Below are 13,233 nucleotides of genomic sequence, written 5' to 3'. Positions count from 1 at the left end.
TGAGTGGTTAAAAGCATAGTTTTGAGTTGCTAAAAGCTGCCTTATTGCAGAGTGAAAGCTATATTTTTGCAATATAAACGGAAAAATCCGGCAAAAGAACAGCTTATTTTTGCTTGTCCTTTTGCCGGATTGAATATTTTGAAAGGGCGTTTTTCTGATATTTTATTTACATTAGTCGATCGTACCGCGATACCACTGATACAATCGCTCTACGCCGTCTTCGATTTCAACTTTATGCGTCCAACCGAACGAATGTAGTTTGCTGACATCAATCAGCTTGCGGGGTGTGCCGTTAGGCTTCGTCTCATCCCAGCATACTTTACCTTCAAACCCGACGGATTTCACAACGAGTTGGGCCAATTCTTTGATGGTGAGTTCCTTACCCGTACCTACATTGATGTGGCAATTACGGATTTCGCCAAGGCTCGGGATGGCGCCACCACGCCCTTCCGAGTTGTTGCGGTCGACGGCACCGTCGGTCTTGGCGCCATAGAATACACTTGAATATTTTTCGATACCAATGATGTCCTTGAAATCTACATTGAGGAGCACATGCACCGACGCGTCGGCCATATCCTCACTCCAAAGGAGCTCGCGCAACGGAGAGCCATCCCCCCAGAGCGTCACCTTGTTATTCTCTATACCATAAAAGGCGAGACATTTCAAAATCCGCTCTTCCGCGTTCTTGCCGTCTACATTCCCTTCGCCGATGATGACACGGAGCTTGTCCGTAGGATTAACCGGACGCTTGTCCATATCCTTGCGGATAGCCTCCCAGTTTCGGTCATGAATGAGCTTGGCCAGATAGATTTTGCGCATCATCGCCGGCAGTACGTGCGAGTTCTCTAAGTGGAAGTTATCGTTAGGGCCATAGAGGTTGGTGGGCATGACCGCTATATAGTTGGTGCCATATTGCAGGTTGTAGCTCTCACACATCTTCAGTCCGGCAATCTTGGCGATGGCATATTCCTCATTGGTGTACTCCAAGGGTGAAGTGAGCAGGGCCTCTTCCTTCATCGGTTGCGGCGCGTTCTTGGGATAGATGCAGGTCGAACCTAAGAAAAGCAGTTTCTTTACGCCGTGCAGATAAGCCTGTTCGATGACATTGCACTGCATCTTCATATTCTGCATGATGAAGTCGGCACGATACAGCGAGTTTGCCATGATACCGCCGACGAATGCCGCGGCCAGTACGACCGCGTCCGGTTTTTCCTTATCGAAGAAAGCTTTTACGGCTTGTTGGTCTGTCAAGTCGAGCTCATGGTGACTACAGCCTACAAGATTGTTAAAGCCTCTCTTTTTGAGATTATTCCAAATGGCTGACCCAACGAGTCCGTGATGGCCGGCAATGTATATTTTTGAATCTTTAGACAGCATGATGAAGTTTTATGTTTAAAATAATTATCTGTCGTTTAAAGGATTAGCTTTTGTTTTAAGTTTAACGCTCCGCCGTTGCGGAATCTCGAAAATAACCGAATATAACGAAAATCTTTATTTTGTCTTTATATTCTTTATATTCGTTTATATTCGTAATGCAACCATCGGTTGCGCGTTTCTTTTTCTCTACAATGAACAGTTGTTTTAAGTTTAACGCTCCGCGATTGCGGAATCTCGAAAATAACCGAATATAACGAAAATCTTTATCTTGTCTTTATATTCTTTATATTCGTTTATATTCGTGATGCAACCATCGGTTGCGCGTTCCTCTTTAAACTAAAATCTGGTTGTATGATTTTACTTGAAAGCTTGACACCAATTCTTTTCTTTGTCATACACGTATTTCTCAAACTTTACTCCGTCTTTAAGGCTAAAGTTGATAAGAAGTCCTATAGGACAATGCGTCATTCGAAGATAGTGGAAGAGCTGTGCCCTATGTTCCTCGTGTAAATTATCCACAGCTTTTAATTCTATGATAATCTGATTATTCAGACAAAGATCAATCCTATATGTCTTGTTTAGTCTTACATCTTTGAAATAAAGTGGAACATCTTTTTGCTCTTCTACTAAAAAACCATCTTGCTTCAGCAGATAAGCGAAAGCGCATTCATAAGCAGATTCTAAATTGCCTCCACCATATTCGTTATAAACTTCAAAGGCACGGCCAATGATATGGTGAATCGATTCACTGTACTTTATGGTATCAATTTTCATCTTTCGTGATGCAACCATAGGTTGCGTGTTTTACTTGACAATGCCCTTCTCCAGATATTCTGCTAAGTTCGTCCTTACTTTTTCCGCGGCTCCCTCAGAAGCTACTTTTGCCATATCGCTGTCTACCATGAGATTAACCAGATCTTCGAATGTCGTTTTGTTGGGATTCCATCCCAATTTGGCTTTAGCTTTCGTCGGATCTCCCCATAGATTTACGACATCCGTAGGACGGTAGAAGTCGGCGCTTACTTCAATGAGCACATTGCCGGTAGCCTTATCAATGCCTTTCTCGCTTATGCCTTCACCTTGAAATTCTAGTTCTATGCCCACACGTTTGAAAGCATGGTAGCAGAACTCACGTACACTGTGCTGCACACCTGTTGCGATGACGAAATCTTCTGGTTTGTCATGTTGCAGGATAAGCCACATACATTCCACATAGTCCTTGGCATACCCCCAGTCTCTAAGCGAACCGAGGTTACCCAGAAACAGCTTCTTTTGTTTCCCTTGCTTGATTCGTGCTGCCGCAAGCGTAATCTTGCGTGTTACAAACGTTTCTCCTCTGCGTTCACTTTCATGATTGAATAGAATGCCATTGCAGCAATACATATTGTAAGCATCACGGTATTCTTTCACAATCCAATAGCCATATTGCTTGGCCACTGCATACGGGCTATAGGGATGGAAAGGCGTATTCTCATTCTGTGGGACCTCTTCTACCTTGCCATATAGCTCCGAAGTCGACGCCTGATAGATGCGGCATGATTCTTTCAGTCCGAGCTGGCGCACAGCCTCTAATATACGAAGCACTCCCACGGCGTCTACATCCGCGGTAAATTCCGGTGAATCAAAACTCACCTGCACATGGCTCTGTGCAGCCAAGTTATATATCTCCGTAGGTCTCACCTTGCTGATGACGCCTAAAATGCTCATAGAGTCGCCCAGATCGGCATAATGCAAGTGGAAATGAGGCTTTCCTTCTAAGTGGGCGATACGCTCCCGATAGTCAACCGATGACCGGCGAATCGTTCCGTGCACATCATATCCTTTTTCTAATAGTAACTCTGCCAGGTAACTGCCATCTTGCCCAGTGATACCGGTAATTAATGCGATGTTTTGTTTCGACATGTCTTTATTTATATTTTTATAGTTGACGTTAATGAAGCGTTGATAGCTCTTGCTGAAAGGATAATGCCATATCCCTTACCAATTCATTTAATAATTAAATAATCTCCAGAAGAAATGCCAAGTCCTAAACCATGGCTCCCAAATAGCCTCACTCGGACATAAATTGACAAGAGTTATGTTGCGTTTGATCTTGGCGAAATATTTCTTTCCTGTAGTCGAGTGGTTGAAACGATAGTTTTTCCCAAAGTTTCCACCTCTTAGAATTTCTTGTTGTAGGATAGAACCACGAATCTTGTCGGGCGGACATAATAGGTATTTGCATTCAAGTCCGAGTGTATTATGAAGAACAAACATTACAGCATTTGCAAACTGCTCTATGTGTAGTGTGGAGAACATTCTTCTGATTTCTTCTTTGGTTTCTTCATTGGGTTCTTGTTTTAAAAGATAATAGTAGTCTATCAGTTGCCGTAAGCCAATTCCGTCATCGAAGAAATGATGAAGAATGTGACACATTTGATATACTAAGTTGAATTTCAATGTCGGTATGCAAATAACAGAGTTGTTATGAAGTTTTACCGTATGACTAAACTGAAAGTCTTCCATTTCATGAAACCAACACTGTAGTTTCTTGTTAGCAAAAGGATTATTTAAATTAATGGGGAAAAAGTGTAGCTCTATGGACAGCCCCTTTATGATATCAAATTGTATATGATGAAATCTTATAGGAGCTTCAGGGATTATCTGTTTTACATATTGAATAATAATTTGCCTTCTTTCTTTGGTTGTCGTTTTTCTCGTCTCTTTATTTGCAGGGCGAAGCCAAACATCAATATCTCCGGGGGAACGCTCATATATATCAGGATAAAGGATGGCATTACCTTGTCCCTTTAGTATGCAGGCTTCAAATCCTTCTTTTTTAAAGTTAGAGCATACCCATGCAGACTTCTGGTATAAATAAAAATTTCTTTTCTCAATTTGTTTATATGCGATAGCCCAATTTGTGATATCTTTATAACTTGGCTTGTTTTTGATTGTGGGTGGCAAATTTTGTATTTCTTTCCAAAATAGACCAACAATAGCATGTGCCTGCGCAAAAGCAAGCACTTCTGTCCAATCGATATTTGTTATGACTTTTGAGGGAATACTTTGTGGGATAAGACAAAGTTTCAGAAGAGCGAGTATCTTGTCGTACATTTTATTTCATTTCATTTCATAAATTTTGCACTGATAAACTGTGGAAGTTTCCATATCATTTTCATGATCTTGGTCGGTATAGCTTGAAAGCCGTGTGAAGAGTAAATGCTGATATCTTCTTTCCACATAGCTTTTCGGTGAGCGCGATCTGTACTAAGTCCTCCCATACGCATACGGATGATATACCTGTTTATATAGTCAACTTCCAGACTATGCTCATATAGTGCCCTAATGAGGAAATCCGTATCTGCTGCAATCTTATATTTTTCATTGTATAATCCCACCTCTATCTGCTTATCTCTACGGATATAGCAGGTTGGATGAAGAGGGAGCCAGCCTAAACGGATCTTTCTTTTGGAAAAGTGCCCTCCTATCCATTTTCGAATAGGCTTCTTTATATTGTAGTAGTCAACGAACAGACCGTCGCCATAGATGAAATCTGCTCTCGTGCATTCAAACGCTGTCACAATATCCGAGATAGTATGTCTATCAAAGAGGAAGTCGTCAGAGTGAACCAAACCGATAATGTCGCCGGTAGCAAGTCTGATACCCTTATTGATGGCTTCATACATCCCATGGTCAGGTTCAGAGACTATCCGGGTTATCTTGTCTTCATACTGCTTGATAATCTCAAGTGTTCCGTCTGTTGAGCCCCCGTCGATAATAATATACTCAATATTAGAGTAATCCTGCGACAGAACACTCTTGATGGTGTCCTCTATGGTGGACACTCTGTTATAGCAAGACGTGATGATACTAACTTTCATCTTGTTTTCTTTCTTGTAGAAGTTTGTTGAAAATAATTCGACGGCAATAATCTATCAAGGAGCAAAAACAGAAAATCCCAATTGACCATATCACAAGCAGCATGATAAGTTCTGGAGAGTTTGCATATTCTTTACAATGTAGGAATTTATAAAGATGTATTCTGATATAATAGTTATCTGAAATGAGATATATGCCAAAGACTCCCAATGCCAACCAATTGATGAATTTATTGTAGAAAGCCTTACAATAAGCGGTCTTTATAATTATAGCTGCCGATAGAAGAACTGTTACAACAGAATTCTTTGCGGTAAAGAATGTTATATGTTCTTGCAATAGTCGTATCCCTGTAAGCCATGCAATCACTGGCATCAATACCCATATAATTACTGTTATGACAAAGATGAAATTTCCAGCTTTTCTCAGATATTGTAAATTATTGCGGATATAGCCTCCTATCAGATAAAGCATGATAAAGACAGGAATATCCGTTGCATAGTGGTTACCCCCAGAGAGAGTTGGAATCACGCTCCAGAAAAGGAACATTATTAGTATAATAGAAAGAGAATTATCTTTTCCTGAAAAATCTTTTTTTAAATTAAATTCAGGGAGACTCTTGCTGTTATTCAATATCTTGTTAAGAAATGGGCTTATCATGTAGATTGTCAGATATGCTGTAAAAAACCAGTTTACCCCGAATGTGGTTGGCAAGTAAGCAGTTACACATTCTTTCCAACTAAATGAAATAAGTCCAGTATTAACAAATATAACATAAATGATAACTGAATAAAACCAAACCATGATTATAAGGGAAAGAACCTTCCTGAGAGAAAATGAATCTCTTTTTGCTAAAAAGAATCCAGACATCATCACAAAAATATCCACGCCAAGGCTTCCTGTATTGAGCATCTGCAACATCAATCGGTTAGGTAAATTACTGATATATACATAACCACTGCCAGGTTGATAAAAACCATGATATGATATATGGCTGACTATAACCATCAATATGGCTGTAATTCTCAACAATTCAAAATTAGATATTCTTTGAGACATAGACTTAGTTTTATTGCTTCATATATTCACGTACTCTTTTTATAAAAGCCTTTTCCCTTGAAATTAAGTTGTACTTACGTTGAAGAGTTAATGCCTCAAGCCTTGAAGCACGAGAATTTCCTCCTCCCCCCTCATCAAAAGTTGCCAGAATCTTCTCAATGAAATAAAACTTTTTGTTTGCCTTTTTATACCTTAGCATAAGATCATAGTCTGCAACATAAGTATATTTCTCGTCAAATGCTCCTAGCTCCTCATATGTTTTTTTGCGCACAAAGCATGTCGGATGCTCTATCATTCCTTTATAAAGATTCTCAGAGGAAGTTCCCGTAATGCGTGTAGTTTTTTGATTTGAGATATGCTTTAGTAATCCATGGTAAATATCATAGTCTGGATATTTAATGGATATCTGGCTTATCGTTTCTATTGTCCATGGAAAGTATTGGTCATCGCTGTTGAGAATACCGATAATATTCCCAGAGGCCTTTTTAATTCCTTTATTCATAGCATTGTAAATTCCATGGTCTGGTTCGCTGACCCATTGGAGTCTTATATTAGCATCCTTGAATTTCGGCAGATACCTTTTGATAATATCTATCGTTCCGTCTGTAGAAGCTCCGTCTATGACAATGTATTCAAAGTCTTTGTTACTTTGATTAAGTAAAGACTCAAATGTTCTGGAAATTGTCTTGCTGCTATTATAGCAGACAGTGATAACTGATATCATTATATTTTTTGTTTTTTCAATACAGTCATGAACATATTTTCATATTGTGAGCATGATGCTTTTATTGAGAAGTCCATGCTTCGTCTGAGAATATCTTTTGCTTTATTGTTATTATATGTTTCTATGGAATATTTTATTCCTTTCGCAACGGATTCGGCGTCCCTCATTTTTACAAGTTCACCATATCGCCCATTGTCAAGAATTTCTCTTGGACCGACAGGACAATCGGTTGAGACAACCGGCATGCCAGTGTTCATTGCCTCTACCAGAACATTCCCAAACGATTCATAATCAGAGGTCAAAACAAAGATGTCATATTGCATAAATGCAGGAATAAGATGCTTTATAAAGCCAGGGAAGCGGACTTGTTCTCTCATACCAAGTTCCTCTGAATAGCGTTTCAGGTCGCCTAACAAGGTTCCTTTGCCATAAAAGGTTATATCAACATCTACTCCTTCATCCTTTAATTTCTTTGCCGCAGCAATTAATAATTTCTGTCTTTTTTCTTTTTCCAGTCTTCCCGCAGTGACAATTGAAACTTTATTCTGTTTTAGAATCCTAAAAAGAAAGTGGGAATCGTCTGCTGTAATAGGATTGTAAATGACTCGTTCTATGGTTTTTACCTTTTTAAATTCTCTCCTGAAATCGTCCCGTACTCCCTCAGAAACATATATCAAGCCGTCCAGCTTACTATAAATATTTGTAATATGGGGCAGCCATTTGTTAAAGACTCTTCCTTTAAATCCTGTATTGTAGACAGTAGACCATACCGTGTGTTGGGCATATAGTAGTTTACATCTTCGGTTATAAAGCTTCTTATAAAGGAGACAGACGAAAGCTTCGTCCAATATAGAGCAAAGAATGATGTCTGGCTGAATCCTTCTAAGCGTAATGATGATTTTTAGACATGAGCGCTTTATGGATGTTCTATTGAGAGAAACACATTTATAAGATGGATTTATTTCAGTAAGATCTTTGGGGATTGAATGAACAGATAATACAGTAACATCAAAAAACTCTTGATTTATGTTTTGTGCAAGTGTTGTATTTACAGATTCGACACCCCCACCAGTAAGTTCCGAAATGACAACTAACCTGATCATCCTCGTCTGCTTAAACCTTCAAAATAGGCCTTAGCCATCCCTTTTATACTATATTGCTGTATGACCGATAGACAATTGTTAGCCATACGATACCGCAGTTCTTCGTTATAGAGAACTTTCTCTAAAGAACATCTTAGTCCTTCGCCATCTCCTACTTTAAAGAGGATGCCACATTCTTTTTGTTTTAGAAGTTCCAGACTTGCTGTACATTTATCGGTTGATACAATAGGCAAGCCATTTGCCATTGCTTCATTTATGACAAGTCCCCATACGTCCCCCGAGGTTGGCATGGCGAGAACATCTGCTGCCTGATAATATTTAAAAAGAATTTCTTTTGTCTTAAAATCAATGAAATGGAAATTATTTGGCAAGTTTGGAAGATATTTCTCGTAACAACTGCCGTACGGATTTCCGCCGACAAGGAAAAAACCGACACCGGGCATTCGCCTTGATACCTCTATCAGTAACCCCCATTTTTTAAATCCCACGAGTCGTCCTACTCCTAATACTACCTTGTCATATGTTATTCCCAATTCATTTTTCAATCTGTTCTTTTCTACAGAAGATGGAATGTTGCGAAGAATATCGTCGTCATTTAATGACGTAAAAGGGTATCTGTATAGTTTGTTTTCATTTACTCCATAGTGTTTTAATATATCATCAGAGTGTGCGCTTGGCGAGAAATAAGTCTTTCCTCCACTCTTTAAATGTTTTTTTATCAGGTATTTAAATTTACATTCTTCTTTTAGTAATCCGCCATCTTCACTGAACATAAATGGAATACGTTTCAGTTTCATGTATTCTGTAGCTAAGATTCCTGTCGGTGAATAATATGCTCCAATAATTATATCATCAAAATTACCTCTCTTTATTATTCTGATTATCTCTGTTGCTATTGAGAGGTCATCTCCTATTTGTATACCTTTTAGGAAGATTCCTTTGAAGTTCAGGAAAGAATTGTCAAGCCATTCTTGTTTTCTGGTTTTTGCGTTAGAACGTTCGAATGTAACGGTAAGATCGACATACTTTCCAAGTTCATTGAAAAAACAGACTCTGTAGGGAACAGGAATGTTCGTTGTAAAGAGAACTTTTTTCTTATGTGTTGATGATTCTGCCATAGAGTTCCTTATATTTAGAGAAAACTGTGAATTTATCAAATTGCATTGCACGCTCTCTGCATGCTTTGATTGTTAATTCATTTTTGACATGACATCTTATTACCTGAAGTATACCTTTAACATCCCCTTGTTCTAATACGTAGCCTGTTTCTAATGTCAAAGACTCCGGGCTTCCCCCGGTGTTGTAGGTTATCACACTGGTGCCGCATGCCATTGCCTCTATATTGGTTGTCGGAAAGTTGTCTTCATAGGTGGGATTGATAAACACGAAAGCATTGTTATACAAGTCTACCAGCTGTTCTGCGTTTTCTGTATGTGTTATTCCCACAACGTTACCGGGTAGTTTTTTTATTAAAGACTTTGTGAGACCGACCAACACGATGACATACTCATCGCTTAAAGATTGAGATAGCTTAAGAAAATCCCCCAGTCCTTTCCTGTCAGACCATGTGGAAGCCAGGCCAAGGATAATCTTTCTGTTTCCAACTTTTATTCTTGAATAATTGCTTTTTACCCTGAACAACTTTAAATCTATACCGTTATTAATGACAATGGACGGATACTTTCGTAAGAAAGACGCCTCAACCAAGCCTTGCAGCCACTTGCTCGGAGTCACAATTGTCAGATTCCGTAGCGAACAATAATATTTCTTCTTTAGGAAATAGTTTCTTGTTGAATAATCAAAATAGGATATGGGATATTTTCCAAGTTGTGGGCAATGGTAGCACATGTCTTTCCATTTATGACATTGTATAAGGCTGAAGTGTGTACAATGTCCAGTGAAGTTCCAACAGTCATGGAAAGTCCATACAACTGGGATATTTGTTTTAGCAAGATATTTGAACAATACAGGGATATTTATATAATAGCCATGTAAGTTATGTAAGTGTATTATATCCGGCTTTATATGACGAAGCCACTTGACGAGACGGCGAGTGCCTACATACGACCCCAACCCGGTCCCATCTGCTATTCTGGACAAGATGGCATGAACATAAATATCCAGCTTATGGTCGAATTTATAATCATACTTCTTTCGGACCAAATCTCCGCGTCCATACGCAATAAAAGCCTTATATTCGCTTACTGGCAACGTATCGCATATATCTCTTGTCAGGCGCCCAATCCCTCCGGTCGAGGCCGAGGTAATTTGTACAAGTACCTTCATTATGATCTGATAACTTTCCTTAGAGCGAGTCTGATTCTATAATATATCTTATAAACAGGATTGATCCACTTGTATATACGAGTGAATGGTATTCGTCCTTCCGCATATTTTATTATAAGCCTTGTAATCCAGTATTGCCTGTCATAATTCTCCAGTGATATAACATCAAAGCTTTTTGCAAGCCAGCTCTTTTCTGGTTCTGTCAGTTGAGTTCCAAAATAAAATCTGCCGTTTCGAAGATTTTTCCATTTTCTTTCAATATAGCAATCTGGATTCTTATTTAAGATGAAAGCTGAATATGTCTCGAATTCACTGAAAGCACTAAGATTAAAAGCCTTAGTATTGATAGAGTGCAGAATCTTTTCGTAGAATACCCTCCCGGAAAGATGTTCTTTGGATTCTATTTGTGATATGATGGTCTTGACAATATCACATTTAAATATCATGTGTTCAGTAATATATGATTTATCGGTACGTGACGTGAATTCGGGAAATAGCTTTTGTATGGTTACTTGGTAATCTTCATCTCCATATTCTTTGGGAAGGTAATCGAGAAAAGGCTTTCCGTAAGAATTAAAAAAAGATAGATTTCTAAGAGGCAAGGTGTCACTGTCCCAAGAAAGGTAATAATCTGTCCCACAACGGAAAGCATAAGCAAGTTTCAGAAATTGCTGAAAATACCAGCCAGTCCTTCTGCTTGCCTTGGGATAAATACTTTCTATATCCTGCCTTACCTTATCGAACGTAAGTCCGGAAACAACCTCATTTTCATCCATAAAAGAAAGGAAATCAATACTTTCAATCTCTTTTCTGACAGACTCTGGACCAATTACAACATATTTATCAGCATGAATATGCCGGTGTATCTCGTGTATATTTTGTATTAAATCGGCAATGTCATTGGCCGCAATAGGGATAATTACTTCAAAATTCATTGTGCTTTCACAAGGTGGAGTATAATCTTTACTAATATTTTTATGTTATCCTTATTTAGAATGGATAACTTTAATCTTCTCCTGTAAAGTACCATTGCCTTTTGGATGTCATCCAATAAAAGATAAGCATATATATCTTGCTTGAGACGGGAAAGTTGTATCTGTCTGACTTTCTCTTTTGGCATGTTTTTATAAAACTGCCTTATGATTTCTGTCAACTTTAGAGTGCCTAACGGTTTATGCTTGTTTGTCGAGACTCTTGTTCCGGCGTGCCAGTTGATATCCAACAAAATCTCATGTACATAAGCAAAGGTTGGCATGATTTTGAATAAGTTGATGAAGAAAAGATGTTCTTGGGAGGACTCTATTGTTTGCCAACCTCCACTTTTTACACATGCTTCTTTTCTGACCAACGCAACACTTGTGGTGCAGATGTTACAATTTAATTCAGAGAAGAAAATATCGTGAGGATTATACTCGGGCTTCTCTATTCTCAGTATTTTCCCGTCCGCATCTTTTATTGCGGCCAAACATCCCACGCATGCCAACGTTTCTCTTGTTTTCTCAAGAATGGCAACTTGCTTCTCTATCTTTGTCGGATACAAACAGTCGTCATCATCCAGAAAGTTAACGTATTCGCCCTTAGCTTCCCTTAATCCCCTGTTTCTGGTATAACTTCCACCATGATTACCGATAGTAGGCAGATAATGTATCTTTCCTTTGTAAGATTCAATTACCTGTAGGGTCTCCATTTCTTCATTACTGTCTATATCATTGTCACTGACAACAATAATTTCGACATCCTTATAGGTCTGTGCCAGACAGCTGTCAATAGCTTTGGATAGTAAATGAGGTCTTTTATAGGTTGGTATGATGATGCTGATGAGCATGGAATTTGTGAGATTTATTTTTTCTTGGTTTTCTTGTTTCCTGTTTGTCCATTAGGCTGAAACAGAAGACTAATAGGATAAGTTGGTCAGAGAAGTTTGTTAAAGCGTTGAATGGAGCTAATATGACGATAATTGTGAGTATAGCAAAAAATAAGGGCTTTGGATTATGCTTTAGTATGCTACCATATTTAGCTATAAGGTAGCTGTATACAATAATCCCCAGAATACCAAAGGAAGCAACAAATCCGACGACGCCGACATCTGCGATGTATAACCGGTTCTGTATCCCATCATAAGAGAGTATATTCAGACTTCCTTCTTGTAGACCAATTCCCACAAAAGGATGTTGTAGAAAGAGTGTCCAGTAATAATGATAGGCGTATAGTCGCTGAATGGAGGATGCTTCATTGGCAGACAAACTGGTTGAAACGGTATTATATATGTAGTCGTACAGTTGGATGACAGAATAGGGAATGGAGATTATGACAATAAAAATAACGATGGCATTTGTCCATTTCCTCCTATTCTGATAAATTCTAACTATTAAATAAACAGATAAGCAAATGATGATAGAACTGTTGATGGAACGTGTCTGGCACACGAAGATTATGGCAGATAATACTATCAGAAACTGTATATATTTAAGAATTCTGTTTTTTTTCTCCTTGTGGAAAAGTCTGTCAAATTGTAATATCGCAGAGAACACTAACAAATGTAATCCTACCAAGGCTCTCATTCCATAATACCTTTCATTGGTTTCTATGTTTAACCAATGGAAGTTAAGAAAAGATTGTCCTAATAGTATAATGGAAAGAATAGTAGCCATTATATTTATAGGATTCTTGATAATGCTATCACCATATCTCTGCCTGAGTTTAGTAAGAGGAAAATATAACAAGAAGGTGCTTAGCAATAACATATAGCCCTTTAAAATATTACTTAGGGGCATCACGTTGTATATCATCTGATAGAGCATTGAAATGATATAACAAAGCATGAAC

Annotated in this window: 13 protein-coding genes; all 13 read right to left on the bottom strand. The window is 38.5% G+C overall.

Annotated features, from left to right (window positions below; genetic code table 11):
- Nucleotides 1-171 precede the first annotated feature (171 nt).
- The 13 genes from JHU38_RS03690 to JHU38_RS12585 all read right to left on the bottom strand — a co-directional run bounded on the left by JHU38_RS03690 (nt 172) and on the right by JHU38_RS12585 (nt 12,968).
- Nucleotides 172-1,374 carry a GDP-L-fucose synthase family protein gene (locus tag JHU38_RS03690; protein ID WP_107582286.1) on the bottom strand — a complete coding sequence of 401 codons (1,203 nt, stop codon included), beginning with the start codon at nt 1,372-1,374 and terminating at the stop codon, nt 172-174.
- A gap of 360 nt (nt 1,375-1,734) precedes the next feature.
- Nucleotides 1,735-2,151, bottom strand: coding sequence for a GxxExxY protein (locus JHU38_RS03685; RefSeq protein ID WP_232369825.1), 417 nt, complete (start codon nt 2,149-2,151; stop codon nt 1,735-1,737).
- Between the two features lie 30 nt (nt 2,152-2,181).
- Nucleotides 2,182-3,279, bottom strand: a complete 1,098-nt coding sequence (gene gmd, locus JHU38_RS03680) for a GDP-mannose 4,6-dehydratase (RefSeq protein ID WP_107581037.1) — start codon at nt 3,277-3,279, stop codon at nt 2,182-2,184.
- An 87-nt stretch (nt 3,280-3,366) separates the two neighbouring features.
- A complete protein-coding gene (locus JHU38_RS03675; RefSeq protein WP_107581036.1) occupies nt 3,367-4,473 on the bottom strand; it encodes a nucleotidyltransferase family protein in 1,107 nt (368 codons plus the stop codon).
- Nucleotides 4,474-4,484: 11 nt separating this feature from the next.
- Nucleotides 4,485-5,240, bottom strand: a complete 756-nt coding sequence (locus JHU38_RS03670) for a glycosyltransferase family 2 protein (protein WP_107581035.1) — start codon at nt 5,238-5,240, stop codon at nt 4,485-4,487.
- A complete protein-coding gene (locus JHU38_RS03665) occupies nt 5,230-6,294 on the bottom strand; it encodes an acyltransferase (protein ID WP_107581034.1) in 1,065 nt (354 codons plus the stop codon). Before JHU38_RS03665 ends, JHU38_RS03670 begins: the two co-directional genes overlap by 11 nt.
- 10 nt (nt 6,295-6,304) lie before the next feature.
- Nucleotides 6,305-7,018, bottom strand: a complete 714-nt coding sequence (locus JHU38_RS03660; RefSeq protein WP_107581033.1) for a glycosyltransferase family 2 protein — start codon at nt 7,016-7,018, stop codon at nt 6,305-6,307.
- On the bottom strand, nt 7,018-8,121 hold the full coding sequence (locus tag JHU38_RS03655; RefSeq protein WP_107581032.1) for a glycosyltransferase: 1,104 nt from the start codon (nt 8,119-8,121) through the stop codon (nt 7,018-7,020). The genes JHU38_RS03660 and JHU38_RS03655 overlap by 1 nt, the downstream gene beginning before the upstream one ends.
- Nucleotides 8,118-9,239 carry a glycosyltransferase family 4 protein gene (locus tag JHU38_RS03650; RefSeq protein WP_107581031.1) on the bottom strand — a complete coding sequence of 374 codons (1,122 nt, stop codon included), beginning with the start codon at nt 9,237-9,239 and terminating at the stop codon, nt 8,118-8,120. Before JHU38_RS03650 ends, JHU38_RS03655 begins: the two co-directional genes overlap by 4 nt.
- Nucleotides 9,217-10,407 carry a glycosyltransferase gene (locus tag JHU38_RS03645; RefSeq protein ID WP_107581030.1) on the bottom strand — a complete coding sequence of 397 codons (1,191 nt, stop codon included), beginning with the start codon at nt 10,405-10,407 and terminating at the stop codon, nt 9,217-9,219. The genes JHU38_RS03650 and JHU38_RS03645 overlap by 23 nt, the downstream gene beginning before the upstream one ends.
- Nucleotides 10,407-11,342 (bottom strand): DUF6492 family protein, encoded by a 936-nt coding sequence (locus JHU38_RS03640; RefSeq protein WP_107581029.1) that lies wholly within the window; start codon nt 11,340-11,342, stop codon nt 10,407-10,409. Before JHU38_RS03640 ends, JHU38_RS03645 begins: the two co-directional genes overlap by 1 nt.
- Nucleotides 11,339-12,232, bottom strand: coding sequence for a glycosyltransferase family 2 protein (locus JHU38_RS03635; protein WP_107581028.1), 894 nt, complete (start codon nt 12,230-12,232; stop codon nt 11,339-11,341). Before JHU38_RS03635 ends, JHU38_RS03640 begins: the two co-directional genes overlap by 4 nt.
- Nucleotides 12,201-12,968: an O-antigen ligase family protein gene (locus JHU38_RS12585; protein ID WP_369917237.1), complete on the bottom strand. Its 768-nt coding sequence runs from the start codon at nt 12,966-12,968 to the stop codon at nt 12,201-12,203. The genes JHU38_RS03635 and JHU38_RS12585 overlap by 32 nt, the downstream gene beginning before the upstream one ends.
- Nucleotides 12,969-13,233: the final 265 nt, after the last annotated feature.

The organism is Prevotella illustrans (assembly GCF_017426725.1).
Lineage (GTDB): Bacteria > Bacteroidota > Bacteroidia > Bacteroidales > Bacteroidaceae > Prevotella > Prevotella illustrans.
The sequence above is the reverse complement of the archived record's forward strand: the minus strand, read 5'-3'. Positions and strand labels throughout refer to the sequence as shown.

Bases quoted from the DNA above. Each gene is read 5' to 3' on its own strand.
- JHU38_RS03645 (WP_107581030.1), bottom strand. From the start codon at position 10,407: ATGAAGGTACTTGTACAAATTACCTCGGCCTCGACCGGAGGGATTGGG.
- JHU38_RS03640 (WP_107581029.1), bottom strand. From the start codon at position 11,342: ATGAATTTTGAAGTAATTATCCCTATTGCGGCCAATGACATTGCCGAT.
- JHU38_RS12585 (WP_369917237.1), bottom strand. From the start codon at position 12,968: ATGAGAGCCTTGGTAGGATTACATTTGTTAGTGTTCTCTGCGATATTA.
- JHU38_RS03665 (WP_107581034.1), bottom strand. From the start codon at position 6,294: ATGTCTCAAAGAATATCTAATTTTGAATTGTTGAGAATTACAGCCATA.
- JHU38_RS03635 (WP_107581028.1), bottom strand. From the start codon at position 12,232: ATGCTCATCAGCATCATCATACCAACCTATAAAAGACCTCATTTACTA.
- JHU38_RS03650 (WP_107581031.1), bottom strand. From the start codon at position 9,239: ATGGCAGAATCATCAACACATAAGAAAAAAGTTCTCTTTACAACGAAC.
- JHU38_RS03660 (WP_107581033.1), bottom strand. From the start codon at position 7,018: ATGATATCAGTTATCACTGTCTGCTATAATAGCAGCAAGACAATTTCC.
- JHU38_RS03655 (WP_107581032.1), bottom strand. From the start codon at position 8,121: ATGATCAGGTTAGTTGTCATTTCGGAACTTACTGGTGGGGGTGTCGAA.
- JHU38_RS03675 (WP_107581036.1), bottom strand. From the start codon at position 4,473: ATGTACGACAAGATACTCGCTCTTCTGAAACTTTGTCTTATCCCACAA.
- gmd (WP_107581037.1), bottom strand. From the start codon at position 3,279: ATGTCGAAACAAAACATCGCATTAATTACCGGTATCACTGGGCAAGAT.
- JHU38_RS03685 (WP_232369825.1), bottom strand. From the start codon at position 2,151: ATGAAAATTGATACCATAAAGTACAGTGAATCGATTCACCATATCATT.
- JHU38_RS03670 (WP_107581035.1), bottom strand. From the start codon at position 5,240: ATGAAAGTTAGTATCATCACGTCTTGCTATAACAGAGTGTCCACCATA.